At 66.9% G+C, this 24,145-nt stretch carries 24 protein-coding genes and 2 pseudogenes; 15 read left to right on the top strand and 11 right to left on the bottom strand.

Going from position 1 to position 24,145, the window contains the following annotated elements:
* Window positions 1–120: 120 nt before the first annotated feature.
* The 6 genes and pseudogenes from ACXIZN_RS04835 to ACXIZN_RS04810 all read left to right on the top strand — a co-directional run.
* Window positions 121–288, top strand: a pseudogene (locus tag ACXIZN_RS04835) (DUF2637 domain-containing protein); the annotation flags it as partial.
* Between the two features lie 41 nt (window positions 289–329).
* On the top strand, window positions 330–845 hold the full coding sequence (locus tag ACXIZN_RS04830; protein ID WP_457952749.1) for a DUF2637 domain-containing protein: 516 nt from the start codon (window positions 330–332) through the stop codon (window positions 843–845).
* Between the two features lie 371 nt (window positions 846–1,216).
* On the top strand, window positions 1,217–1,942 hold the full coding sequence (locus ACXIZN_RS04825; RefSeq protein ID WP_457952748.1) for a hypothetical protein: 726 nt from the start codon (window positions 1,217–1,219) through the stop codon (window positions 1,940–1,942).
* Entirely contained in the window at window positions 1,939–2,205 is a 267-nt protein-coding gene (locus ACXIZN_RS04820; protein ID WP_457952747.1) for a hypothetical protein, read from the top strand. The genes ACXIZN_RS04825 and ACXIZN_RS04820 overlap by 4 nt, the downstream gene beginning before the upstream one ends.
* Window positions 2,206–2,234: 29 nt before the next feature.
* The gene (locus ACXIZN_RS04815) at window positions 2,235–2,879 is read left to right on the top strand and encodes a cation:proton antiporter domain-containing protein (protein ID WP_457952746.1); all 645 of its coding nucleotides are present in this window, start codon (window positions 2,235–2,237) and stop codon (window positions 2,877–2,879) included.
* Between the two features lie 10 nt (window positions 2,880–2,889).
* Window positions 2,890–3,045 (top strand): hypothetical protein, encoded by a 156-nt coding sequence (locus ACXIZN_RS04810; RefSeq protein ID WP_457952745.1) that lies wholly within the window; start codon window positions 2,890–2,892, stop codon window positions 3,043–3,045.
* A gap of 83 nt (window positions 3,046–3,128) precedes the next feature.
* On the opposite strand, the gene ACXIZN_RS04805 is transcribed toward ACXIZN_RS04810, so the two are convergent.
* Genes ACXIZN_RS04805 through ACXIZN_RS04790 form a run of 4 tightly spaced genes read right to left on the bottom strand, consistent with a single transcriptional unit; the run spans window position 3,129 to window position 7,080 of the window.
* Window positions 3,129–3,986 (bottom strand): SAM-dependent methyltransferase, encoded by an 858-nt coding sequence (locus tag ACXIZN_RS04805; protein WP_457952744.1) that lies wholly within the window; start codon window positions 3,984–3,986, stop codon window positions 3,129–3,131.
* A gap of 20 nt (window positions 3,987–4,006) precedes the next feature.
* Entirely contained in the window at window positions 4,007–4,669 is a 663-nt protein-coding gene (locus tag ACXIZN_RS04800; protein WP_457952743.1) for a potassium channel family protein, read from the bottom strand.
* The gene (locus ACXIZN_RS04795) at window positions 4,659–6,020 is read right to left on the bottom strand and encodes a TrkH family potassium uptake protein (RefSeq protein WP_457952742.1); all 1,362 of its coding nucleotides are present in this window, start codon (window positions 6,018–6,020) and stop codon (window positions 4,659–4,661) included. The genes ACXIZN_RS04800 and ACXIZN_RS04795 overlap by 11 nt, the downstream gene beginning before the upstream one ends.
* Window positions 6,021–6,057: 37 nt before the next feature.
* Window positions 6,058–7,080, bottom strand: coding sequence for an ion channel (locus ACXIZN_RS04790; RefSeq protein WP_457952741.1), 1,023 nt, complete (start codon window positions 7,078–7,080; stop codon window positions 6,058–6,060).
* Window positions 7,081–7,344: 264 nt separating this feature from the next.
* Here ACXIZN_RS04790 and ACXIZN_RS04785 point away from each other — a divergent pair, with 264 nt between their 5' ends.
* From ACXIZN_RS04785 to ACXIZN_RS04770, 4 genes are all read left to right on the top strand, one after another.
* Complete coding sequence (locus ACXIZN_RS04785) at window positions 7,345–7,830, top strand: NAD(P)-binding protein (protein ID WP_457952740.1); 486 nt, start codon at window positions 7,345–7,347, stop codon at window positions 7,828–7,830.
* A 146-nt stretch (window positions 7,831–7,976) separates the two neighbouring features.
* A complete protein-coding gene (locus ACXIZN_RS04780) occupies window positions 7,977–9,998 on the top strand; it encodes an APC family permease (protein ID WP_457952739.1) in 2,022 nt (673 codons plus the stop codon).
* Window positions 9,999–10,154: 156 nt separating this feature from the next.
* On the top strand, window positions 10,155–10,649 hold the full coding sequence (locus ACXIZN_RS04775; protein WP_457952738.1) for a winged helix-turn-helix transcriptional regulator: 495 nt from the start codon (window positions 10,155–10,157) through the stop codon (window positions 10,647–10,649).
* Between the two features lie 16 nt (window positions 10,650–10,665).
* Window positions 10,666–13,287: a PEP/pyruvate-binding domain-containing protein gene (locus tag ACXIZN_RS04770; protein WP_457952737.1), complete on the top strand. Its 2,622-nt coding sequence runs from the start codon at window positions 10,666–10,668 to the stop codon at window positions 13,285–13,287.
* A 6-nt stretch (window positions 13,288–13,293) separates the two neighbouring features.
* Here ACXIZN_RS04770 and ACXIZN_RS04765 read toward each other — a convergent pair whose 3' ends face one another.
* From ACXIZN_RS04765 to ACXIZN_RS04750, 4 genes are read right to left on the bottom strand one after another with little or no spacing between them, the layout of a single operon-like run.
* The gene (locus ACXIZN_RS04765) at window positions 13,294–13,776 is read right to left on the bottom strand and encodes a DUF6653 family protein (protein WP_457952736.1); all 483 of its coding nucleotides are present in this window, start codon (window positions 13,774–13,776) and stop codon (window positions 13,294–13,296) included.
* Between the two features lie 13 nt (window positions 13,777–13,789).
* On the bottom strand, window positions 13,790–15,058 hold the full coding sequence (locus ACXIZN_RS04760; RefSeq protein ID WP_457952734.1) for a glycosyltransferase: 1,269 nt from the start codon (window positions 15,056–15,058) through the stop codon (window positions 13,790–13,792).
* Complete coding sequence (locus tag ACXIZN_RS04755; protein WP_457952733.1) at window positions 15,055–15,666, bottom strand: TetR/AcrR family transcriptional regulator; 612 nt, start codon at window positions 15,664–15,666, stop codon at window positions 15,055–15,057. Before ACXIZN_RS04755 ends, ACXIZN_RS04760 begins: the two co-directional genes overlap by 4 nt.
* Before the next feature lie 57 nt (window positions 15,667–15,723).
* Entirely contained in the window at window positions 15,724–16,170 is a 447-nt protein-coding gene (locus ACXIZN_RS04750; RefSeq protein ID WP_457952732.1) for a CBS domain-containing protein, read from the bottom strand.
* On the opposite strand from ACXIZN_RS04750, the gene ACXIZN_RS04745 reads away from it, so the two are divergent.
* Both ACXIZN_RS04745 and ACXIZN_RS04740 read left to right on the top strand, forming a co-directional pair.
* Window positions 16,154–17,881: a SulP family inorganic anion transporter gene (locus tag ACXIZN_RS04745; RefSeq protein ID WP_457952731.1), complete on the top strand. Its 1,728-nt coding sequence runs from the start codon at window positions 16,154–16,156 to the stop codon at window positions 17,879–17,881. The two genes, ACXIZN_RS04750 and ACXIZN_RS04745, sit on opposite strands and share 17 nt — an antisense overlap.
* Complete coding sequence (locus ACXIZN_RS04740) at window positions 17,878–18,369, top strand: beta-class carbonic anhydrase (protein WP_457952730.1); 492 nt, start codon at window positions 17,878–17,880, stop codon at window positions 18,367–18,369. The genes ACXIZN_RS04745 and ACXIZN_RS04740 overlap by 4 nt, the downstream gene beginning before the upstream one ends.
* Here the strand turns inward: ACXIZN_RS04740 and ACXIZN_RS04735 are convergent, their stop codons facing one another.
* Window positions 18,370–18,816, bottom strand: a complete 447-nt coding sequence (locus tag ACXIZN_RS04735) for a CBS domain-containing protein (RefSeq protein ID WP_457952729.1) — start codon at window positions 18,814–18,816, stop codon at window positions 18,370–18,372.
* Between the two features lie 468 nt (window positions 18,817–19,284).
* Between ACXIZN_RS04735 and ACXIZN_RS04730 the strand changes: the two genes are divergently transcribed.
* The gene (locus ACXIZN_RS04730; RefSeq protein WP_457952728.1) at window positions 19,285–20,577 is read left to right on the top strand and encodes an ArsB/NhaD family transporter; all 1,293 of its coding nucleotides are present in this window, start codon (window positions 19,285–19,287) and stop codon (window positions 20,575–20,577) included.
* A gap of 10 nt (window positions 20,578–20,587) precedes the next feature.
* Here the strand turns inward: ACXIZN_RS04730 and ACXIZN_RS04725 are convergent, their stop codons facing one another.
* Entirely contained in the window at window positions 20,588–21,760 is a 1,173-nt protein-coding gene (locus tag ACXIZN_RS04725; protein ID WP_457952726.1) for a PucR family transcriptional regulator, read from the bottom strand.
* A 208-nt stretch (window positions 21,761–21,968) separates the two neighbouring features.
* Between ACXIZN_RS04725 and ACXIZN_RS04720 the strand changes: the two genes are divergently transcribed.
* Together ACXIZN_RS04720 and ACXIZN_RS04715 are read left to right on the top strand one after the other, a co-directional pair.
* A complete protein-coding gene (locus ACXIZN_RS04720; RefSeq protein WP_410585714.1) occupies window positions 21,969–22,400 on the top strand; it encodes an NfeD family protein in 432 nt (143 codons plus the stop codon).
* 3 nt (window positions 22,401–22,403) lie between these two features.
* Window positions 22,404–23,264 (top strand): annotated as a pseudogene (locus tag ACXIZN_RS04715) (SPFH domain-containing protein); the annotation flags it as partial.
* 283 nt (window positions 23,265–23,547) lie between these two features.
* Here the strand turns inward: ACXIZN_RS04715 and ACXIZN_RS04710 are convergent.
* On the bottom strand, window positions 23,548–24,018 hold the full coding sequence (locus ACXIZN_RS04710; RefSeq protein ID WP_457952725.1) for a hypothetical protein: 471 nt from the start codon (window positions 24,016–24,018) through the stop codon (window positions 23,548–23,550).
* Between the last annotated feature and the right edge of the window lie 127 nt (window positions 24,019–24,145).

The raw sequence follows: 24,145 nt of genomic DNA, 5'->3' as shown, positions 1-24,145 counted from the left end.
TGTTGTCTGTGCCCCCGGCGCGGTTCCAACAGGTACCTCACGGACCAAAATGCCCCGTGAGCTTCGGATCTCTGCGACGACCGTGATTGAGCGGCGACGTCGCACGGCCAGGTGACGGCCATGAGCAACTCAAACGGAGCAACGCTGTCCGACGCACGGCGCGACCTGGCGCTGATCGTCCAATGCGGCTGCACAGCCCTCGTCGCCCTCGGTGCCGCCTACGCCTCCTACCGCCACGGACGAGACTTCGCCCTCCAATTCGGCGCCGACCACACCACCGCCGCCATCNAGCAACATCGTCCGGCCCGTGGCGCGAACCGGCTCTTGCCGTGCAGTGCGGCTGCACTGCCCTGGTCGCCCTCGGCGCCGCCTACGCCTCCTACCGCCACGGACGAGACTTCGCCCTCCAATTCGGCGCCGACCACACCACCGCCGCCATCTGGCCACTCATCGTCGACGGCCTCCTCACGATCGCCACCGTCGAACTCTGGAAACCCGCCGACACCGACCGAACACAAGGCCACTGGACCGCATGGCTCACGTTCGTCTTCGGCATCTCACTCTCACTCTGCGCCAACGTCGGCTCCACACCAGACCTCAGCATCCTCGGAGTGACCGTGGCGGCCTGCCCTCCCCTGGCCCTGATCCTCGCCGTCGAACTCCTCAACCGAGCACTCAAACGACACCGCGCCGAACCCACCGATCTACAGCTCGCACCCCGCGACCAACCCGCCACACCACCCGAAACGACAAGCCTATCCACGCTGGCCCCAACTGAGCACCAAGCGGCAAGACCAGACGAACCGGACCGCCCACACACCGCAACCGCCGAACAACTGATGTGAGCTCACTACCTCCGCGAACGCTCACAAGGCCGGACACCGTCCGGAGCCGAACTCGACCGCATCGCCGGAACCCACAACTACGGGCGCCGCATCCTCCGAAATGGCGCCAACAGGGCGCGATCCCGGACACAACCCCAATAGAACCCGAGTCAGACCATCCACACGAAACGCCGCCCAAGCCCCCAGCGACGACACCACAGAACCCCACGGCCACACGTCGACACACCAGAACGAGGACTCGTCGAATCAACACCCCCGACGTTAGAGCAAACCTCACGGTCACCAACCGGCTCGACTCGCGACGCGGGTCTTTTGCGATCAGACCTGTCGGACCCCGGTCGTACCCTGGGAGTTGTCACAGGGAGGCGCCGATGTCGACGTTGGTGCGCTACATCAGAGCCGGAGAAGGCCGGCTGTTCGATCTGGCCAAGCTCTGCCCCGAGGGCCTCACGCTGATCGAGGATTTGCGAGGAGCGATCGACCGTGGTGATCGGGTCCTGCTGTGCCGGCAGGCGCCAGACGATGACGACGGCGCCGAGATGTTCGTCCGGTTACGCGGCGGCCGGTTCTGGGCGGTGCACTTTCCCGGCGGTTCCTGCAAGGAACAGCATGCGATCGGCGGAGAGCCCGACGAGCACCGTCGGCAGAAAGAGTACTGGCAGCGCGCCGCGGAGGATGCCGGCTACCGGGTACTCAGCCGAGCACCCGACCGGACGCGGCACGGGGCTCGATGTCGCGATCGACGGCCCGTACCGGACCGGGATCGATGTTCAGCACTCGGCGATGAGCCCAGCCTGGTGAAGACGGGAACCACGAAGTCGTTCGGCGCGGGCTGGCTGCCGGTGTGGTTTCTGGATTCCGACGGCACGCCGCCCTGGTTCTCGGCGGTGCCGTCCCTGCGCTGCGACAACGTGCCGTGGAGCACGGTGCAGGAACAGGGACCGCGACCGCGATCGGTCCTCGGACGATGGTCAGGACGAAATGCACGATCAGCGCCTTCGACGGACGATGCCCGCTGGGGAGCCGGAGCAGACGTGCTCGCCCGACGAGGCCGTGCGGGCAGTGGCATCCGAAACCGAAGGTACGTAGCGGGTTGACCGTCGACGACGTCGCCGGGATGCTGCCCGCCGGCGAACTCGTCGCGATGAGAGACCTGCTCGGTCACGTCCGGCTCGTCTCCCCCGCTGACCTGCGCGTGTTCCAGGAGATGACCGGGTTGACCGGGCAGTACCGGCCCGGCGGCCACCGGCGCGCCCCCGGCCGCTCGGCGACAGTCCCGATCGGGCCTGGAACTCAGGAAACCCATTCGGCGACGGGGGGTCTCGCCTGGCGGCTGAAAGTACTCACCGCCGAACCATGACTCCAGGCACTGGGGCCGTTAGCGGCGCGGTGATCCTGTACGCGACCTGCCACCTCACCCACGCCAATCCCTACCTCGCCGCGTTCGCGGCCGGCGCCACACTGGCCACAATGGATCGGGTATCGGCTGAGCACTTCGAGCATCTCGGCGACCTGCTGTCCGAGACGACGAAATGCGCCGCTCTCCTGGTGTTCGGTGCTCTCATCACCCCGGAACGGCTGTCTCACCTCAGCGTCGGTGACTGGGCGGTCGCGGTGATCGCGATCGTCCTGGTTCGGCCCGCCGCGATGATGCTCTCCCTGTTCCGCACCCAGCTGCCCGTCCGGGAACGGTCGGTCGCGGCCTGGTTCGGCCCCAAGGGATTCGCCTCCGTCGTCTACGGACTCCTCGCACTACAAGCCGGGATCCCGGAGGGAGAGCATGTCTTCGACCTTGTCGCGATCACCATCGCACTGTCGATCGTGCTGCACTCCTCAACCGACGTCCCCGGTCGCCAAGGCACTGCGCATCGAACCACCGGACAATCTGCCCACCGGCCGACCGGAAAAGCTGCCGCAGAACGAGAGTTCCTGATGGGAGGCGTCACGCCCGCCTGGTGTTCGCGCTGCAGCTTTCCACGGTGCTCGGCTGGGTGCTGGGTGGAACTACAGTGCGCTTACCGGTCACTGGACTGATTCGCTGGGTGTGGCGATCACCGTCTTCAGCCTGCTCTGGCTGGCCTTGACATGGAAGCGTGCCCGTTCCGGCACCGACCCGGACGTGGCGATCACCGTCTTCAGCCTGCTCTGGCTGGCCTTGACATGGAAGCGTGCCCGTTCCGGCACCGACCCGGACAGGTGACGGGTTCGTCACAGCCTGCTCTGGCTGGCCTTGACATGGAAGCGTGCCCGTTCCGGCACCGACCCGGACAGGTGACGGGTTCGTCAGAGTTTTTCGGCGTGAACGGTTCGTTCCAGGTCCGAGACCGGTGTGGACCGTCCCGACGGGCGGACATATCGAGCTGTGAGTTCATCGGAGCCCACTTGCTCGAGTTCACGCCAGCCGTACTCGGCGAGGAACCGGTCGACGTCGTCCGGATTCAGCCCGAACCGCCAGATCCGGTCCTTCTCGACGAACTGCCGGTGCAGCGCCTCTGCGCCGTACATCGCGGTTCCGTCGAGGAAGTCCTTACGCACGTAGGTGAACAGCAGCCGACTTCCGGAACCGGCCTTGGCCACGACATCGAGCGTCTTGCGGACACCGACCTCGGTCAGGTACTGGGTCACTCCTTCCCAGACGAACATCGTGACGCCGTCCGGCCGGTATCCGTGTCCGCTGAGGACGGTCTCCAGGTCGTCGTTCTCGAAGTCGATCGGGACCAGCGTCACCGCGTCCGGCACCCGGATCCGTTTGCGCTTGTCCTCGACGTTGCCCGGGAGATCCACTTCGAACACCCGGACCCCCGCGGGCACGGCCAGGCGATAGACACGTGTGTCGAGACCGGCGCCCAGCACGACCACGGCGTCGACGTCCTCGCGCAGGTCCTCGGTGAACATCTCGTCCAAATAGCGCTTGCGGCAGGCGATGCCGCCCCAGATCCCGGGAGCCTTCTTCTCCGACGCAGCGACCAGCAGATCCCGGACCACCCGCCACTTGGCCAGCCGGGCAAGGAATCTCACGGCGGCGGGGAGAACCTGGATCGCCATCTCATCCTGCACCAGGCGCCGTCGCGCGGGATGGTGCTGCTCCACGGCCGCGATCACCATCGGCCCGACCGCGGTCCCGGTCACCGTGCCCGTCATCGCACTCCCCCATTTCCTGGTCAGGTCAAGTCCGCCACTCGTTCGACCTCGGCGGTCCGTCCGGCGACGATCAGCACGTCGCCCCGGTTCACCACGGTGTCCGCAGTGGCGTAGGTGAAGCCTTCACCGGGTCGTTTGACCCCGGCCACGGTGACGCCGTACTTCGACCGCAGCCGGCTGTCACCCAGCTGGCGCCCGACCGCCTCTTCCGGCGCACGGGTCTTGACCATCGCGTAGTCGTCCTCGAATTCGATGTAGTCCAGCATCCGGCCGGTCACGAGATGGGCCACGCGTTCGCCCATCTCGTGTTCGGGCAGCACGACATGGTGCGCGCCGATCCGTTCGAGGATGCGGCCGTGCTGGCGGCTGATCGCCTTGGCCCAGATGTTCGGGATGTCGAAGTCGACCAGCAGCGCGGTGGTGAGGATGCTGGCTTCCAGATCGGTGCCGATACCGACGACGGCACGGAAGAACTGGTGCACCCCGAGCTGGCGCATCACGTCCGGATCGGTGGTGTCGGCGACGACGGCGTGGGTGAGGTCGTCGGCGTGCCGCTGGACGATCTTCGGGTCGGAGTCGATCCCGAGCACCTCTGACCCCCGGGCGACGAGTTCTGACGCGAGCGAGCTGCCGAACCGGCCGAGACCGATCACGACGACACGGGAAACCTGCTTATCCGACAATGGGTCGCTCCTCGGGATATTCGTAGCGCCGCGCGCGTTCACGCAGTGCCAGTGCGGACGCCAGCGTGATCGGGCCGAGTCTGCCGAGGAACATCAGCACCATCAGCACGATCTGGCCGGTGACGGGAAGCTGCGCGGTGATACCGGTCGACAGGCCGACCGCGCCGAACGCGGACGTCACCTCGAAGAGAATGTCGTCCAAGGGGAACGAGGTGACCGACAGCAGCACCAGAGTGCCCGCCACGACGGCACCCACACCGAGCAGAGCGATGGTCAAGGCCTGGCGCTGGACCTGGTCGGCGAGCCTGCGGCCCATGACATGCACGGTCGGTTCGCCGCGGATCTCCGCGTAGATCACGTATCCGAGCAACGCGAACGTGGTGACCTTGATGCCTCCGGCCGTGCCCGCGCTGCCGCCTCCGATGAACATGAGGATGTCGTTGACGAACAACGTCGACGGCTGGAGCTGGCCGACATCGAGGCTGTTGAACCCGGCGGTGCGCGGCATGACACCGTGGAAGAAGCCGACCAGCAGCTTGTGGTGGAAGTCGAGCTTGCCGAGGGTGTTTCCCCACTCGAACAACAGCGCCGCCACGGTCCCGATCAGCAACAGTCCGAAGTAGACGGGCACGGTGATCTTAGTGTGCAGTGACCAGCGCCGCCGGTGACGTCGCCGGAGTACCTCGAACAGCACCGGGAAGCCGAGGCCGCCGGCGATCACCGCGAGCATGATCGGTACACAGATCCAGGGGTCGGTCGCGAATCCGATCAGGCTGTCGGTGTACAGGGCGAAACCCGCGTTGTTGAACGCCGACACCGCGTGGAAGATCCCCAGATATATCGCGCGCCCGATGGGTTCGCCGTAGCCGGTGGCGAACCGGATGGTCAGTGCGGTGGCGATGATCGCCTCGATACCAAGGCTGACGAGGATGACACCGCGGATGACCGTGCGGACGTCGCCGAGCCCGAGTGTTTTCGTCTCGGCCTGAGCGGTGAGCTGCATCCGCAGACCGATCCGTCTCGACACCAGCAGCGTCAGCAGCGACGCCAGGGTCATGATGCCGAACCCGCCGACCTGGATGAGGCCGAGCACGACGAGCTCGCCGAACGTCGACCAGTAGGTGGGGGTGTCCACCACGACGAGGCCGGTCACGCAGATCGCCGACACGGCGGTGAACAACGCGCTCACCACGCCGGCGGACTCACCGGACTCTGTCGCGATCGGGAGGGTGAGCAGCAGCGTGCCGACCACGGTCGCCATCCCGAAGCCGAACACGACCACGCGAGCCGGGTGCCGCCAGCTCGGCATCAGCCGACGCCACCACGGCCCGGTACCGAGGAACGAGTTCACCACGGCCCACCACGAAGCTCGATCGGTTTCCGGACAGTCACGAAGCCGCCATCGCGGCGGTGAGCTGGCCAGGTGTGATCGGACGGTGCCCGACGTAGTAGAGCACCGTCCCAGTGGGGAGAGCGGTCTTCCACGGTGGGCTGATCAGCAGCTGATCGGCGGTCCGGACGGCGAGCACGGTCGCGCTGTGTCTCCATCCGAACGCTGCCTGGCAATCGCCGAAGGTCGAGGGCTCGGTCAGCCGTAGCGTGTAGGTGTTGCCACCGCCATGGGTCATCAGTTCGGCGTAGACCTCGGTGATTCCCGGTGCCTGGATCTCTTCGGTCACCATATGCGGGCTGTGCCATTGGACGCACCGGATTCCGTCGTTCACGTAACGGAAATGCGCCTCCTTGCCGAGGTCGCGAAGAGCGACCACGATATGCGCCCCTGCCGCGACATGATCGACGGTGACCGCGACGGCCAAGGCCTCGTTGTCGTCGCGCGCGTCGATCAGCACGCTGTTCGCCCGGTGCACACAGGCGCGCCGCAGGACGTCGTCCTCGGCGAGATCACCACGGACGAAGCCGATACCGCGGTCGGCCATCGGGTGGGTGTCGACCTCGTCCCACGCGGCGAGCACGATCGAGCGGTCTCCACCCGCGACCAGTTCGTCGACGATGCGCTGGGTCCGCCCTGGCGAGTACCCCAGCACGACGACGTGGTCTTCGATGTCCAGCGTGACCGCCCCCTGCATCCGGCGCCCTTTCGTCTTCTCGATGATCTCCGCCAGCTGGGCGAACACGGTCGTCAGTGTGACGATTCCGCCCACGATGACATACACGCCGATCACGTGCCCCCACGACGACTCCGGATAGAAGTCGCCGTATCCCACCGTCGCGGCGGTGACGACGAACCACCACCAGTAGTTCTCCGGTTCTGTGATCGGGTTGCCCGATGGCTCGGCAAGCAGCATCAGCGGCCAGCTCGTCGCGAAGACGAACACGATCACGACCAGCGGCGGCAACCCGGTCCGCAAGCGTACGAACTTCCGCAGAAGCCGCATGAGAATGATCGGCACGCAACTCTCCCACCAGCACGAATCCGCCCATGTCGTGGGCCACCGTAGCCCTTATCCGGAAGAGCCGGACATAACAACACGAAATTGATGGCCTCGCTGCCACCGGCAGAATCCGCCTGCACCGGCAACCTCGCTGGATCAATTTTTGCGATATTTTGACGCCCGTCGCGTGCTCGACCTGGGGCTATCAAAATCGCGTCAGGAACCGTTGGCGCATGCGGACAATTCAGGCGTGTCTCACTAGGGTCCTCGCGGAGGTCCTGAATGCACGGTCAGACACTGGTGGTCGGGTTCGGTGTCACCGGCTCCAGCGCCGCTAGTCATCTGCTCGCCTGTGGCGCTGATGCCGCTGACCTCGTCGTGCTCGATGCCGACGCGGACGCGGTCCGGTCGGCCACCGAACTGGGCGCCCGTGCGTTGCGTGGCGACGGGACCGATCGCGTCGCGTTGGCGCGGGTGGCCTCCGTAGAGGTCGATCGGATCGTCATCGCCTTGGTGCCGGATCAAACCGCGGTGATGTCGACGATGCTGGCACGTGAACTGTGCCCGTCCGCGATGATCGTGACCGCTGTGCGAGAAGACGCTCACGTGCCCACTGCCCGCGCGTCGGCGCCGACCACGCGGTGGTCACCGCCGAGGCCGCCGGCCATGCCTTGGCCGGAGTTTTGCTCGAGCGCCGCCGTCCGTCGCGCACACCGTGGGCGATCGCTCAACGACCGGCTCGGTCATCCGAGGTGGGACGAGAGCTGAGGACCATCGACCCGACCGCCGTCGGACTGATCCGCGACGGTCGACGTCACTGGGGTGCCCGCACGGCCGGAATGCGTGTGGCGCCCGGGGATCAGATCGTGCTCCTCCGGACACACACCCTCACAGAAAGCTAGGCCGCGCCCTCCATGCCCACATTCGCCTCTATCGCCAAGCGTCTCCTGGTCGGCAGGCCATTCCGTAGCGATCGCCTGTCCCACACGCTGTTGCCCAAGCGGATCGCGTTGCCGGTGTTCGCGTCCGACCCGATGTCGAGCGTGGCTTACGCGCCCGAAGAGATCCTGCTGGTGCTCTCGGTCGCGGGGGCGTCGGCGTTCGTGTTCAGTCCCTGGATCGCTCTTCTGGTCGCCGTGGTGATGATCTCGGTCGTCGCCTCCTACCGGCAGAACGTGCGCGTCTACACCTCCGGCGGCGGCGACTACGAAGTCGCGACCGTCAACCACGGCCCCCGCTGGGGTCTCGTGGTCGGCAGCGCCCTGCTCGTGGACTACGTGCTGACCGTGGCGGTGTCGATCGCCTCCGCCGCGGCCAACATCGGATCGGCCGTGCCCTTCGTCGGGGAACACAAGGTCGAGTTCGCCGTCGGAGCGATCCTGGTGCTGACGGCCATGAACCTGCGCGGTGTCAGGGAATCGGGTACCGCGTTCGCCATTCCCACCTACGCCTTCGTGTTCGGTGTCCTCGCCATGATCGTCTGGGCGCTGGTGCGGGTTTTCGTGGCAGGCGACGAGATCCGGGCGGAGAGCGCGGACTTCACGCTGGTCGAAGAAGGCGGGCATCTCGCCGGTCTCGGCTTCGCGTTCCTGATCCTGCGCGCGTTCTCCTCCGGAAGCGCGGCGTTGACTGGGGTCGAGGCGATCAGCAACGGCGTCCCCGCCTTCCGCAAACCCAAGGGCCGCAACGCCGCAACCACGCTGCTGATGATGGGCGTGCTCGCGATCACGATGTTCCTCGGCCTGATCATGCTCGCCCGGCTCACCGGCGCCCAGGTCGCCGAAGATCCCGCACACCAGCTGATCGGCGCCCCGGAGGGCTACGAGCAGAAGACCCTCATCGCCCAGCTCGGCAACGCGGTGTTCGCCGGTTTCCCGCCGGCGAGCTGGTACGTCATCTTCTTCACCGGCCTGATCCTGGTGCTGGCGGCCAACACCGCTTTCAACGGTTTCCCGGTGCTCGGCTCGATCCTCGCCCAAGACCGCTACCTGCCCCGGCAGCTCTACACCCGCGGCGACCGGCTAGTGTTCTCCAACGGCATCGTCTTCCTCGCCGCGGCCGCGATCCTGCTCGTCGTCGCCTTCGACGCCGAGGTCACCCGGCTCATCCAGCTCTACATCGTCGGCGTGTTCATGTCCTTCGTGATCAGCCAGAGCGGAATGATCCGGCACTGGAACCGGCGGCTGCGCACCGAAACCGACCCGGCCGCGCGCCGCCGGATGCGCCGCTCCCAGTCGATCAACGCCTTCGGCTTCTCCATGACCGCACTGGTCCTCATCGTCATCCTCGTCACCAAGTTCACCCAGGGCGCGTGGATCTCCCTGGCCGCCATGGCCGCCATCTACCTGCTGATGACCGCGATCCGCCGCCACTACCAGCGCGTCGGCGACGAACTCCACGACAGCGACGAGGACGAGCCCATCGTCCTGCCCTCACGCAACCACGCGATCGTCCTGGTCTCGAAACTGCACCGCCCCACCCGGCGCGCTCTGGCCTACGCCAAAGCGGTACGGCCCGACGTGCTCGAGGCGATCACCGTCAACGTCGACAACCAGGAAACCCGCGAACTCCTCGACCGATGGGCCAAGCAGCCCTTCTCCATCCCGCTCAAGGTCATCGAATCCCCCTACCGGGAAATCACCAAACCGATCCTCGACTACGTCAAACGCATCCGCACCACCAATCCGCGCGACGTGGTCACCGTGTTCATCCCCGAATACGTCGTCGGCCATTGGTGGGAAAACCTCCTGCACAACCAGAGCGCACTACGGCTCAAAGGACGCCTCCTGTTCCAGCCCGGCGTCATGGTCACCAGCGTGCCTTGGCAACTCGACTCCTCCACGAAGGTCCGGCACCGGTCCGAACTGGCTCCCGGTTCGATCCGTCGTGGCCTCTACACGAAGGACACCAACGGCGAAGACCGGCACAACCCGTAAGCCTATTGGCACACCGGGATCGCCTGACCGGTCCAACGCCGTAGAGAAAGCATCAAAATACGGCGGTGCGGCAGCACATCGGCCGTGCGCGTCGCGCCTTCACGCCTATCGTGTGATGCCGAACATCCCGACGGCGGGAAAGGGGGACCACGGCCGGTGCCCGACCACCCCACAGCAGAGCTGGCCTGGCTGGTCAGCCAACCCTGCGCGGTCGAGATCCTGGACGCCCTCACCGACGTGCCTCGCCCGTTCGCGGACTTGCGCGGGCGGCTGAGAGCGAGTCGGCGCACGATCTCCTCGGCGCTGCGCGTCCTCGCCGCGGCCGGGGTTGTCCGCCGTCGCGGGCACTGTGGCAGCTGGGACAGCCTGCCTCCTCCGTCGACCCGTTATGAGCTCACCGCTACCGGTCGCGAGTTCACTCGGCAGCTGAATCGGCTGGAGGTCTGGACCACGCTCTACGAGCACTATCTCGATACTGCGACCACCAAGAAAAGGACGAAGGCCATGTGGGCGCCGATCTCCATCGCGCTTCTCCTCGCCTGCCTCGGAAACATGATGCTCGACCATGCCGGACGCGCGATCCCGTTCGGCATCGCGTGGCTGGTGCTCATCGCCGCGGTGACGTATCAGGTACGGCACCGGACCACCTGAGCGAAGAGGACGAGGGATGAAACTCCTTCAGCTGTCCGAGATCGATGCTTCGATGATCGATCTGGTGGGAGGGAAGGCCGCCGGGCTCGGTGAGATGATCAAGGCGGGCGAGCGTGTGCCGGATGGCTTCTGCTTGACCGTCGAGGCCTATACGTCGCGAGATCTCCCGGAGAAAGAGTTGCTCGGCGCCTACGAGCGGCTCGGCGGCGGCCGGGTCGCGGTGCGGTCCAGCGCCACCGCCGAGGACTTGCCGGACGCCAGCTTCGCAGGACAGCAGGACACCTTCCTCGACATCGCCGGGGCCGACGCACTCGCCGGCGCCGTTCGCGAGTGCTGGGACTCCCTGCATTCCGATCGGGCGGTGGCCTATCGGGCCACCGTCGGTATCGACAATGCCGCGATGGCGGTGGTGATCCAGCGGATGATCGACCCCGTGGCGGCCGGTGTCCTGTTCACCGCCAACCCGATCACCGGTTGCCGCACCGAGATGGTCGTCGACGCCGCCCCCGGGCTGGGGACCGCGATCGTCGACGGCACCGTCGTTCCCGATCACTACGTCTTCGACCACCGTGCGCGGACCATGCCGCACCAGGACGAGGGATGCCTCGATACCCGGCAGCTCGAGCAGCTCCGGGGCGCCGGACTGCGGCTGCAACGGCATTTCGGCTCGCCGCAGGACATCGAATGGGCGATCGATTCCGACGGCGTGCTGTGGCTGGTGCAGTCCCGGCCGATCACCACCCTGTTCCCGCTGCTACCGGACACCGGCGAGACCCGGCTGTACCTCGAGTTCGGCCACATCCAGGGGATGCTCCGCCCGTGCACACCGATGGGGATCTCCTTGCTCAAGACCGGATCGGCGATGTGGTTCCAAGCGAACGGCGTCCGAAGCGACCCGTGGGATCCACTGCCCCGGCTGGTGCCGATCGGCGGGCGGCTCTACTTCGACCTGACCGACTTCGTCCGCAGCAAGGCCATGCGCAAGCGGCTGCCGACGTCCCTGCAGGTGTACGGGCCGCGGGTCCAGGGCGCCGTCGAGCGCATGATGACCGATCCCCGCTTCGCCCCGCGGCGCGGCTTTCCGTTCCGGACAAGCAACATACTCAGGGCCACGGCGAAAGTGCTGCCGAGCGTGGTCTCGGGATTCGTGTCGAGCCTGGCGCGCCCGGACGCGGCGCGCGCCCGCGCCTACCGGGCGGTCGAGGAGATCCGGCGCCTGACCGTCCCGCCCCTGGACTCGGCGACCACGGCTGAACGGCTGAGATGGGTCATCGAGGACTCGCATCGAGCGATCATGAGCCACGGCATGCTGGGGCTCACCGGGCCGTTGATGGCCGGGATCATCCTCGGGATGGCGCCCTCCGGCCTGCTCAAGGGCATCGCCACGGACGAGGAACTGGACATCGTCCTGGGCGGCATGCCCCACAACGTGACCACCGAGATGGATCTTGCCCTGTGGGGCCTCGCGGTGAACGCGCGCGAGCACCGGGAGCTGTTCCTCTCCACCCCACCCGGCGAACTGGCCGCGCTATATCGCGCCGGGCGGCTGCCCGACATCGGGATGGCCGGATTCCTGGACAAGTACGGCATGCGCGCCGCGGCCGAGATCGACGTCGGCATGCCCCGCTGGAGCGAGGACCCGGCACCGCTGTTCGCCACGATCGCCAACTACCTCCGAGTCGACGACCCCGAACAGGCACCCGATCGGCGATTCCACAGAGCCGCGGAGAAGGCCGAGGCGATGATCGAGACCCTGTCCCAACGAGCGCGACGACTGCGTCCGGTCCGCGGCCGGGTCGCGACGTTCCTCATGCGCCGCTCGCGCAAGCTCACCGGCCTGCGGGAGATCGGGAAGTTCGCGTGGCTGCCCGCGATTCAAGCGGCTCGCCGGCAACTCCTCCTCGTCGGCGACGACCTGGTGTCGCGTGGCCTGCTGGAACGCGGCGACGACATCATGTTCCTCTCCCTCGACGAAGCACGCGCGGCCGTCCACGACGCGACCGACCACCGCCAGCTGATCGCCGCGCGGAGCGCGGACCACCGGCGAGAGTTACGACGGCACACTGTTCCCGGCGCCTTGCTCTCCGACGGGACCGACGTGGAAGCCCTTGCCCCACCCGGGCCCGCCGAAGACGGCGTACTGGTCGGGATGGCCGGCGCGGCGGGCCAGGCGACCGGGAGAGCGCGCGTGATCCGCGATCCGGTCGGCGCGTACATCGAGCCCGGCGAGATCCTCGTGGCGCCGACCACCGACCCCGGATGGACCCCGCTGTTCCTGACCACGGCCGGCCTGGTCACGGAAACCGGCTCACCGGTCGCGCACGGCCCCACGGTCGCCCGGGAATACGGCATCCCCGCCGTCATCTGCGTCCGCNGCGATCCGGTCGGCGCGTACATCGAGCCCGGCGAGATCCTCGTGGCGCCGACCACCGACCCCGGATGGACCCCGCTGTTCCTGACCACGGCCGGCCTGGTCACGGAAACCGGCTCACCGGTCGCGCACGGCCCCACGGTCGCCCGGGAATACGGCATCCCCGCCGTCATCTGCGTCCGCGATGCCACCCGCGTGATCACTACCGGTCAGCTGATCGCCATCGACGGAACCGCGGGCACGGTACGGATAGTCGACGAGGACTGACGCCTTTCACGCGGCCGCCTGCTCCTCGGCCCGTTCCCAGAGCCGGCCGAACCGGTCGATCCGCCACAGCTGAGCCATGACGACCACCGTCGCGCCGTACAGTGTCGGCCAGAAGTCGAGCGCGATCAGACCCCACGTGATGAGCCCGAAACCGGCGAGGCCGAGCGCGACCAGGACACGCAACACCTGACGGTGGTCCGGCGGGACCATGGATTTGTCGTGTGCCCAGACGCGTTCGCCGTAGATTCCGCGTGCCGCCCAGCTGCGTGGTTCGACCGGCGGGAACGCCGAGGGGTTGAGGAACAGCCACACGACGACGGCCGCGATCGGCACGAGGCACCACCAGCCGATCCAGGTCCGGCTCCAGATCGCGAGCAGCATCAGCGGGATCGCGGCGAAGCGGGTCCATACGCTCCAAGGGTTCGCGTGGCGGCGCCAGGCTTCGTCGTCCATGCGGAAGGTCTTCGTCACCGCGTCGGTGAGTTCCATCATGGTCTCCTTGTCAGGTCAGGTTTTCGAGGAGGTCGACCGCGGCGGATACGCCGTTCTCCGCGCTGTTTTCCCGGCCGAGCCGTTCGGCCCGTTCGCGCAGCCCGGCGTCGCCGGTGGCTTGCCGCAGCGCCGCGGTGAGCCGGTCGGCCGTGAGTTGCTGCTGGCGTATCGGGGGCGGCGCGACGCCGACGGCGTGCATGCGGTTCGCCCAGTACGGCTGGTCGGCGACGAACGGGCACACCACTTGCGGTCTGCCCGCGGCCAGCGCGGCACCGGTCGTACCGCCGCCCCCGTGATGCACGACCGCGCTCATCCGCGGGAACAGCCAGTCGTGCGGCGCGTGGTCGAGCACGAACAGATCGCCGGTCCCGGCGTCCGCGGCGATACCGCCCCAGCCCGTGGCGAGCACCGCGCGCACCCCGGTCCGGCGGACGGCCTCCTCGACCACCGCACGGGTACGGCGTGAGTTCCTGCCCGCCATGCTGCCGAATCCGATGTAGACCGGAGCGGTGCCCGCGTCGAGGAAGTCCTGCAACGCCGCGGGTGGTTCCCACCCTGACGCGGCGGGGAGGTACCAGAAACCGGTGGTGTGCACGGAATCTGGCCAATCCGTGGCCGAGAGGGCGACCTCACTGCTGAATGCCTGCATGACCGGCCGGTCGCGGCCCTCCGCGTCGTGCAGGATGTCGTGGCTCCCCCGGCGGCGCGGCAGCCCGAGTTCGGTCGTGCGCCAGGTGGAGGTGATCCCGGCGAAGGTGCGCAAGATCGCGGCCACCGCGAGATACGTGGCGCGGTTCAGAATCTTCGGCAGGCGGGGCAAGGGAATCATCGGGCACGGGAACTCGCCGGTGGGGATCCAGCCGGGTTGCAGCGCGACGACCACCGCGGGCACGCCGAGCATCTCGGCCGCGTGGTGGGCGGGCACCCCCGTCGTGTGCACGACGACATCCGCGTGAGAGGCCTTCGCGGCCACACCGACGTGGTGCAGGACCTCCGCCATCATCGGTTTGACCCGCTGCGCCGTCCGCAGGGCGGTGATCTTGCCCCGGATGCCCCGGTAACCGCCCTCGATGGCCTCCTTCACCACCGGGTCGTCCATCAGCCGGTTCGCGCCCTCACCCAGCGGGGCGAACTCGATGTCGTACTCCCCCGCGGCATCGGCGAACGAGTCCGGCGCGGCCAGCACCGCCTCATGCCCGCGAGCGACCAGGGCGACCGCGAGAGCCAGCATCGGCTGAACGTCACCGCGGGTGCCGTGGGTGACCAGCAGCGCCCTCATTTCGACCGCTCCTGGTCGTTGATGGCGGTGAACGCGGTCAGCCAGCGGTCATCCGTGAACAGGCCGTTGGTCAGGATCTCCAGCCCCGCCCTGGCACCGCGGACCGCGGTCGCGGTCTCCGCGGCCTCCCCGCCGAGCAACCGGCCCACGTGGTCACCGAGCACGAGTGGCGCCAGCAGCCACGACACATAGACGACCGCGCGCGCACGCGAGTCGTCCGACGGGTGCACCCAGCCCTCCCGCTCGCCGTCGGCGAGCCACGCTTCGGTGCGCTCCACGATCTCGGTGAACAGCGCCGACGCCCCACTCGACCCGTCCAGGAACGCCCGGGCCAGATAACGCCGCACCGGCGTGGCCGCCTGCAGCACCTCCGCCAGCGCATCGTCGCCGGCCTCACCTCCGCCCCGGATCGAGTCGAGCACATGCTCGTCACAGGCCTGCCGCAGCCCGTCCTTCGAGCCGAAATGGTGCAGCACCAAACCCGGCGACACCCCGGCATCGGTGGCAACCGCACGCACCGAGGTCCCGGCAATGCCGTCGGCACCGAACCTGGCCAGCGCCGCATCACGGATACGGGCCCGTGCCGTCAGATCAGAGACTGAACTCATGTTCAGAGTATTGAACACTTGTTCAGCCACGTCAAGGCAAGGCCGCTTGACGAGCAGTCAGTTCGACGAGAGGACGAGTTCCAGCAGCCGGGACGCCGTGATTACACCGATCATCGTGCCGTCACGCAGTACCGCGGCCAGCGGACAGCGCAGCCGGGCCATCATCGCGGCGACTTCCACGATGTTGTCGTCATGATCGACAACAGCCAGCTCAGGAGGCCGAGCGGGAAGGAGGTCACGGACCGTCTTGCCGCCCAGCTTGCCCGCGGCCCGGTCGGCCATCGATTCCGAGAGCACCGCGGCCAGCGCGGGAGCCTCCTGGACATAGGCGGGCACCAGGAACTTCACCACGTCCGAGGCGGGCAAGACCGTATAGGGCATGCCGTCGGCCGCGGTGACAACAAGTCCGGGCAACCGATTCTCGGCCAGAAGACGAGCCGCCTGCAGCGCGAGCGAATCGAGACCCACCATCGGGAACTCCTCGGCCATGACGTCGGCGCGCATCTCCACAGAATATGGCAAATCGGTCATTTCAACCATGTCGCGGACCACCGAGCGTCGGTTAGGCCGTCGGCGTGATGATCTCGACCGTCAAGCCTCCTTTACTGGACCTTTACACTCTTTTAGGGCATCTTTACGCCCAGGAGTGCCGGGAAGTCTGGTCGGCGGCTTGGCCCACCGAGGGCCGAGTTCAACGCATGCCGACGAGCGGGGACCGATGCTCCAGCGTTTCGCCAGAGAACTTCTTGCCGGACTGACCGTGGCCATCGTGGCGCTGCCACTGGCCATCGCCTTCGGCATCACCGCGACCGGCACCTCCGAGGGCGCGCTCGTCGGCCTGTACGGCGCGATCTTCGCCGGATTCTTCGCCGCGGTCTTCGGAGGAACACCCGCGCAGGTGACCGGTCCGACCGGTCCGATCACCGTGGTCGCCACCGGTGTCATCGCGGCGCACGGACTCGAGGGCGCGTTCCTCGCGTTCATCATGGCGGGTGCGCTTCAGATCCTGTTCGGCGTGTGCCGGCTCGGTTCTCTCATCCGCTACATCCCGCACCCGGTGGTGTCGGGGTTCATGGGCGGGATCGCGCTGATCATCATCCTGGGCGAGCTCGACCAGCTGCAGAAGAGCTTTCTGGTGGTGGCGGCCACGATCGTGCTCATGCTCGTGGCCGCACGCTTGGTCAAATCCATCCCGGCGAGCCTGATCGCGCTCGTGATCATCACCGGCATCCTGTCGTTCGCGGAACCCGTCCTGCAGAACCTCCGTATCGGCCCGGTTTCGCTCAACAGCACGGTCGACTACATCGGCCAGATCCCCGAATCGATTCCCTCCATCACCCTCCCGGAGTTCAGCGGCTCGCTGATCCTCACCCTCGTGCTGCCCGCACTGAGCATCGCGCTGCTGGGCTCCATCGATTCACTTCTGACCTCGGTCGTGATGGACAACATCACGGGCCGCCGGCACCGCAGCAATCGTGAACTGGTCGGCCAGGGTCTCGGCAACATGGCCAGCGGGCTGTTCGGCGGCTTGGCCAGTGCGGGAGCGACCGTCCGGTCCGTGGTCAACGTCAGAAGCGGCGGTCGCACCGCGCTGTCCGCCGCGACCCACAGCGTCATCCTGCTGGCACTGGTGGCGGGTCTCGGCGCGGTCGTCCAGTACATCCCGCTCGCCGTGCTGTCGGGGATCTTGATCCTGACCGCGATCGGCATGTTCGACTGGGAAAGTCTCCGCAAGACCCATGTCACTCCGCGGGGCGACGTCGTCGTGATGTTCGCGACGATGATCATCACCGTCCTCGTCGATCTGACCGTGGCGGTCGCGGTCGGCGTGGCCGTGGCACTCGTCGTGCATTTCGTGCAATCGCGGCGCAGCAAGGCTTCGGTCATCTACGACGAGACCGGCACTTACCACGTCGAGGGACCGCTGTCGTTCCTCTCCATCGACCGCGTCTTGACCAGACTGCGCGACGACGAGCCGAAACTGTCGCTCAGCCTGCGGAAGGTGAGCTACATGGACATGTCCGGGGCCAAGGGACTGCTGACCTTCATCGATCACTCCCACAAATCCGACGTGGAACTCGACTTCAAGGACCTGCCGCCACATGTCGAGCACAAATTGACCGCGCTCGCGAACGACGAACAGCGCGGCAAGCTCACGACCGTCATCAGGAACGCGCCCAGTGCCGCGAACCGGCCGAACGATGGGAAGTCATGACCGCGATCGACGTACTGCTCAAGCGCAATGACGAACTCGGCGACGCGGTGCCAGGCGATCGGCGCTCGCCCCGGCCTTCCCTGCAGGTGACCATCCTGACCTGCATGGACGCACGCGTGCGAGTGTTCGAGATCTTCGGCCTCATCCAGGGCGAAGCGCATGTGCTGCGCAACGCCGGCGGCGTGGTCACCGACGACATGATCCGCTCGCTCGCGTTGAGCCAGCGGAAGCTGGGCACCCGCGAGGTCCTGATCGTGCAGCACACCGACTGCGGGTTGTCGCTGGTGACCGAAGACGACTTCAAGGACGAACTGGAAGCCGACACCGGGCTGCGACCGACGTGGTCGGTCGAGGCGTTCCGCGATGTTTCCGACAGCGTCCGCCGTTCGATGCAGCGCGTGAAGCGGTCGGATTTTCTCCTGCACACCGACAATGTCCGTGGCTTCGTCTACGACGTGAAGGCCGGAGCGCTGACCGAGGTCAGCTGATCACCGTGGGGCGAGCGCCAGCTCCAGGAGGCGGGACGCGGAGATCACGCCGAGCAGCGTCTTGTCCTGCATCACCGCGACCAGTGGACAGTGCAGCCTCGCCATGATCGCGGCGACTTCGATGATCGTGTCGTCGGAGTTCACCCGGGGCAGTTCGGCTGGCTCCTCCGGAAGCAACGACCGCACCTTGCGGCCGCCCAGTTTGTCGGCGACCCGATCGGCCATCGACTCGTTGAGGACACCGGCGAGCGACGGGTCGTCCTGCACATAGGTCGGCACCAGGAAACGGACCACCTCTGAAGCAGGCAGGACCGACTGAGGGCAGCCGCTCCGGTCGGTCACGACGATTCCGGGCAGGCGGTGCTCCGCGAGAAGCCGCGCCGCGTCGAGCGCGTCGGAATCCATGTCCACGACCGGGAATTCCTCGGCCATCTCGCTGGCTTGCATGGCGCAAGACTACGGCCGTCCGGGCAGGTGCGCCCGGGTCAGCCGTCGTTACTGTCCGATTCTTTACGGCCCGACGTGATTCCTGTGCTCTTCGACGATTCTCCGCGCTCCTGCCGCAGGTGTATTACGCGGAGGGCAGCCATCAGGACGACGAATACGGCGATCAATGCGAGAGGACCGAGCAGTCCGGACATAGGCTCCCCATCTCACATCACTGTGATCACCGGCACAGTCCAGGATACAGGACGACCCCAGCACCGAATCCACTGGACGGGTCGCAATTGTCCGAGTTGCCTCTGCTTCTCATTTACGGCATCTTGACGCGTGGAGCGCCGGGAAGTCTGGTCGGCATACCCGTCCCTGATCGGGCCGGGGCGGTCGGCATGGACAGGAATCGGTGAGAGCACAAGTGATCTGGCAGCGTCTTCGGCCGGTATTCGTCCTTGATTCCGCTCCCGGGGACGTGGCATGAGCGCCGTCGTCGCGATCGTCGTTTTCGTGGTGGCGTACCTGTTCATCGCCACCGAGAAGATCCCGAAGATGGTCACCGCCCTCGCCGGTGCGGGCGTCGTCCTCGGACTCGGCGTGCTCGGCTCCGAGGACGCGTTCTACTCCCACGACACCGGTGTCGACTGGGACGTCATCTTCCTGCTGCTCGGCATGATGATCATCGTCGGAGTCCTCAGGAAGACCGGCGTCTTCGAGTTCACCGCGATCTGGGCGGCCAAGCGCGCCAAGGGCTCGCCGCTGCGGATCATGCTGCTGCTGGTGCTCATCACCGCGGTCGCTTCGGCATTCCTGGACAACGTCACCACGGTGCTGCTGATGGCACCCGTGACCCTGCTGGTCTGCGATCGGCTCGACATCAAGCCGGTGCCCTTCCTGATCGCCGAAGTCATGGCCTCGAACATCGGTGGCGCCGCGACCCTGATCGGTGACCCGCCCAACATCATCATCGGCAGCCGCGCCGGCCTGACGTTCAACGACTTCCTCGTCAACATGGCGCCGATCGTGGCGATCGAGCTATTCGTGTTCTGTCTTGTACTGCCGAGACTCTTCCGCGGTTCCTTCACGGTCGATCCAGACCGGGTCGCCGACGTCATGGCCCTCAACGAACGCGAAGCCATCCACGACAAGCGACTGCTGATCAAGTGTGGCGTCGTGCTCCTGGCCGTCTTCACCGCCTTCATCGGCCACTCGATCTTCCACATCGAACCCTCGGTCGTCGCCCTGCTCGGCGCCGGCGCCCTCGTGCTGCTGGCCCAAGCCAAGCCGAAGGACTATCTCGCGAGCGTCGAATGGGAGACCCTGCTGTTCTTCGCCGGTCTCTTCATCATGATCGGCGCCCTGGTCAAAACGGGCGTCATCGGCGACCTGGCCAAACTCGCCGCCGACGCGACCGGCGGAAACGCGCTCCTCGCCGTCATGCTGATTCTCGGCGTCTCCGCGCTGCTGTCCGGTGTCGTCGACAACATCCCCTACGTCGCGACGATGAGCCCGCTGGTCCTCGACCTGACCAACAGCATCGCAGACCCCACCCACTCCGAAGCTCTCTGGTGGTCTCTCGCCCTCGGCGCCGACTTCGGCGGCAACGCCACCGCCATCGGAGCCAGTGCCAACGTCGTCGTTCTCGGCATCGCCGCCCGCGCGGGAAACCCCATCTCCTTCTGGGAATTCACCAAGAAGGGCGCTCTCGTCACGCTGATCACCGTTCTCGTCGCGGCGCCCTATCTGTGGCTGCGCTACTTCGTCTTCGCCTGACCTCGCGCGCTCAGTCAGGGGGCGCCAACGTGTGGGTGGGCCAGTCGAGCAGACGCGCACCCAACACGGCCGCTTCCAAGGTGAATCGCTGGGCGGGGTCACGCGGGTCGTAGCCCGTGCTGTGCTTGACGCGGTCGAGCCGGTAGGTCACCGCCCGAACGCTCAAGAACAACGTCCTCGCCGTTTCAGCAGCGACCCCGCCGGAGGCGAAATAGGCTGCGAGGGTGTCCAGCAACGGCCGTGCACCACCGCGAGTGTCGTTCAACGGCCCCAAAACGGTGTTGACCAGTTCGATGATCGCGGCCCGGTCGCGGAACAAGACCTGATACACCAACAGGTCGCTGGCATTCAGGACGGACTCGGTGAGCCCCAGGGACTCGGCGAGGTCGAGAGCGCCTCGCGCCTCCTCGTAGGACCGGAGAATGCCTCGGGGCCCAGGATGCGTCCGGCCGACCCCGATCTGGAACCGCAGGCGTGCGGACAAGCCTGCCTCCACCTGCCGGGCGAACTCCGCGGGGACGTCAGGAAGCGCGCCAGGGGCGATGCAGAGGAGCGTGCCGTCCTTTGTGGTGGTCATGACTTCGCGGGAATCGAAGCGGCCTGACAACGCCGCCTCGATCCGCTGCGCCGTGGCGTCTCCGTCGACGAACACGTGGTCGGCGCGGGCGACGGTCACGACATAGCTCGCGGCCAGACGAAGGCCGAACCGGTCTGCGCGCTCGGCCAGGCGACCGAGATCGCTTCGCCCGTAGAGCAGATCATCGAGGAACTCACGTCGCTCCGCCCCCTCCCGCCGCAACACCCGGCGCTGAGCGCTGTCGTACCCGTCGGCCAGCGCCACGATCGCGTCGTCCGAGGCACGCAGGATCGCCTCCGCGATTGCGCAGACCTCCTCCTTCCCGCTCGCCTCCACCACCGCGGGCAGCTTCCGCCAGCACATCCAGTTCACGCTGAGATAGAGATCGACCAACGACCGCAGGGAAACACTCCGCTCGGCCGCGGCGGCACCGAGCTCACGGCGGGAATCGAGTTCAGCACGCGACAACCGGCGTTGCGTCCCGCTGACGCCGTCGAGCATCTCGAGGTAACCGTCGAGGAATTCCGGGGATACGCCGCCGGCGTCACGCGCGGCCCGATCCGCGAGGGAGGCGATGTCCAGCCTGGGGCGGGCACGTCCGGTCATCGCAGCACATCCTGCCTGAGTCGCATTGCCCACTACCGGCAATCGGGCAAACCCAATCGTAACCGTTTCCCGGAACCGCTGGCGACGGTCTTGCCGGGCTCCGGCAACCAACGGGTGCCGAACCTCGCCGGGCAGCCACCTAGGCCAGGAGCGACTGGGAAGCGACGATTGACAGGACACGGAGACCATCGACGGATCGAGGTGTCAGATGCTCGATTGGCATATCTGGCTGATTCTCGCCGCGGTGCTGGGAGTCACCGAGATCTTCACACTGACGGCCTCGCTCGGGATCCTCGGCGGAGCCGCGTTGATCGCCGCCGGATCCGCCACCGTCGGGCTGCCGGCGCCGTTCCAGCTTCTGGTCTTCGCGATCGCCGCGACCCTCGGCCTCATCCTCCTACGACCCGTCGTCCACCGGCACATGCTCCAGCCGCAGCTGCAACGTTTCGGGGTGGACGCGCTGATCGGCAAATCCGCGCACGTCGTCCGCGAGGTGAACGGTATGGACGGGCTCGTCCGCATCGGCGGGGAGGAATGGACCGCCCGTGCCTACGACGAAACCCTCGTGATCCCGGAAGGCGCGGTCGTCGACGTCATGGAGATCAGCGGCAGCACCGCACTCGTCTACCCCAGGGAGTAACCCATGGAAGTATCCGCTCTCCTGATCGTCGGTCTGATAATCGCCCTGCTCGCCGTCATCACCGTGCTGAAGGCCGTCCGCATCGTGCCGCAGGCACGCGCTCGCAACGTCGAACGGCTCGGCCGGTACAACCGCACACTGCAACCCGGCCTCAGTTTCGTCATCCCCTACATCGACCGGGTCTACCCCGCCATCGATCTGCGCGAGCAAGTCGTGTCGTTCCAGCCGCAACCGGTCATCACCGAAGACAACCTGGTCGTCGAGATCGACACCGTGCTCTACTTCCAGGTCACCGATCCGCGCGCCGCGGCCTATGAGATCGCCAGCTTCCTCCAAGCCGTCGAACAGCTCACCGTGACGACACTGCGCAACGTGGTCGGATCGATGGACCTCGAAAGCACCCTCACTTCCCGCGACACGATCAACAGCCAGCTGCGTGGCGTACTCGACGAGGCCACAGGGAAATGGGGGCTTCGTGTGAACCGAGTCGAAATCAAGGCGATCGACCCGCCGAGCACCATCAAAGAAGCCATGGAAAAGCAGATGCGGGCCGAACGTGACAAGCGCGCCGCCATCCTGAGCGCCGAAGGACAGCGACAGTCCCAGATCCTCACCGCCGAAGGCGACAAGCAGGCGTCGGTCCTACGCGCCGAGGGCAATCGCGCCGCCGAAATCCTCAAGGCCGAAGGCCAGTCCCGCGCCATCGACCAGGTCTTCCAGGCCGTCCACCGCAACGACCCCGACCCCAAGCTCCTCGCCTATCAGTATCTGCAAATGCTGCCCCAGCTCGCCCAAGGACCCGGCAACACGTTCTGGGTGATCCCCAGCGAAGTCACCTCAGCCCTGCAAAGCGTCTCGACCGCGTTCACCGAAGCCCTCCCGAAGTCGCCTGCCACCCGCGAGGCCACTCCGGCCGACACCGTGGCCGAGGAGGCCACCGAGGACGCTGCCCGCGCCGCCGAAGCCGCGGCCCAGGCGGTGGCCGACGCTGCTGAACCCGGCCCCGTTACTCGCAACAGCAGGGCGAATCACACCGGCGAGGCCGTTTCCTGACGCGATTCGCACTGCTTCCCAGCCGTCTACTCGATACACTCGTCGGACGAAGGCCCCGCGCTCCCTCCCCCTCGGCGCGGGGCTTTCGCCACACTCAAGCCGTGCGTGCTTCCACCGCCGTCGCCTGGGCGCGGCTGTCGGCTTCCCGCGCCGCCGCTTCATGCCTTCGTGCGGCCGCTTCGTTTCCGACCGTCCTCGCCGTGTAGGCCGCGGCACGTTCATGATGCGCTTCCGCGCGACGGATCGCCGAGAACGACCTGTCGAGCAGAAGCGTCCATTGTGGAGACTCGCGGGGATGCGCCTTGGCCGCCGCTCGGGCCTCGGCCGCATTGGCGAGTTCGTGATACGCGAATCCGTGGTGCGCAGCCACCTCGCCCAGCAGGCGCTGCATCTTCGCGCGCCGGAACGCATCGGGCCCGCTTCCCGCTTCAAGCTCTACGGCCAGATCACGATGCCCGGCGGCGACGGACCACAACCGGTCCGCATGGTCACGCTTCCGCCGCACCTCCGGATCGAGCTTCGCTCCGTTGACCACTCCAGCCTCTGCCGTCAATACCTCGGTCATGCAACCCACCCTCACATGAAGAAAGGCCGTCGCACCTGACGAGTGCCTTACGATCAACGGTGGTCGATCCGAGAAAGGGTTCCAGCGCGGCCTGATATCGTCGGCCGCGGTGTGCCGGGAAGTCTGG

The sequence above is a fragment of the Amycolatopsis sp. TRM77291 genome (genome assembly GCF_054166285.1).
The sequence above is the reverse complement of the archived record's forward strand: the minus strand, read 5'-3'. Positions and strand labels throughout refer to the sequence as shown.

Excerpts from the sequence above, each read along its gene's own strand:
- ACXIZN_RS04825 (WP_457952748.1), top strand. The coding sequence starts at position 1,217 with ATGTCGACGTTGGTGCGCTACATCAGAGCCGGAGAAGGCCGGCTGTTC.
- ACXIZN_RS04805 (WP_457952744.1), bottom strand. The coding sequence starts at position 3,986 with ATGACGGGCACGGTGACCGGGACCGCGGTCGGGCCGATGGTGATCGCG.
- ACXIZN_RS04785 (WP_457952740.1), top strand. The coding sequence starts at position 7,345 with ATGCACGGTCAGACACTGGTGGTCGGGTTCGGTGTCACCGGCTCCAGC.
- ACXIZN_RS04780 (WP_457952739.1), top strand. The coding sequence starts at position 7,977 with ATGCCCACATTCGCCTCTATCGCCAAGCGTCTCCTGGTCGGCAGGCCA.
- ACXIZN_RS04765 (WP_457952736.1), bottom strand. The coding sequence starts at position 13,776 with ATGGAACTCACCGACGCGGTGACGAAGACCTTCCGCATGGACGACGAA.
- ACXIZN_RS04760 (WP_457952734.1), bottom strand. The coding sequence starts at position 15,058 with ATGAGGGCGCTGCTGGTCACCCACGGCACCCGCGGTGACGTTCAGCCG.
- ACXIZN_RS04755 (WP_457952733.1), bottom strand. The coding sequence starts at position 15,666 with ATGAGTTCAGTCTCTGATCTGACGGCACGGGCCCGTATCCGTGATGCG.
- ACXIZN_RS04745 (WP_457952731.1), top strand. The coding sequence starts at position 16,154 with ATGACGTCGGCGCGCATCTCCACAGAATATGGCAAATCGGTCATTTCA.
- ACXIZN_RS04750 (WP_457952732.1), bottom strand. The coding sequence starts at position 16,170 with ATGCGCGCCGACGTCATGGCCGAGGAGTTCCCGATGGTGGGTCTCGAT.
- ACXIZN_RS04740 (WP_457952730.1), top strand. The coding sequence starts at position 17,878 with ATGACCGCGATCGACGTACTGCTCAAGCGCAATGACGAACTCGGCGAC.
- ACXIZN_RS04735 (WP_457952729.1), bottom strand. The coding sequence starts at position 18,816 with ATGCAAGCCAGCGAGATGGCCGAGGAATTCCCGGTCGTGGACATGGAT.
- ACXIZN_RS04730 (WP_457952728.1), top strand. The coding sequence starts at position 19,285 with ATGAGCGCCGTCGTCGCGATCGTCGTTTTCGTGGTGGCGTACCTGTTC.
- ACXIZN_RS04725 (WP_457952726.1), bottom strand. The coding sequence starts at position 21,760 with ATGACCGGACGTGCCCGCCCCAGGCTGGACATCGCCTCCCTCGCGGAT.
- ACXIZN_RS04720 (WP_410585714.1), top strand. The coding sequence starts at position 21,969 with ATGCTCGATTGGCATATCTGGCTGATTCTCGCCGCGGTGCTGGGAGTC.
- ACXIZN_RS04710 (WP_457952725.1), bottom strand. The coding sequence starts at position 24,018 with ATGACCGAGGTATTGACGGCAGAGGCTGGAGTGGTCAACGGAGCGAAG.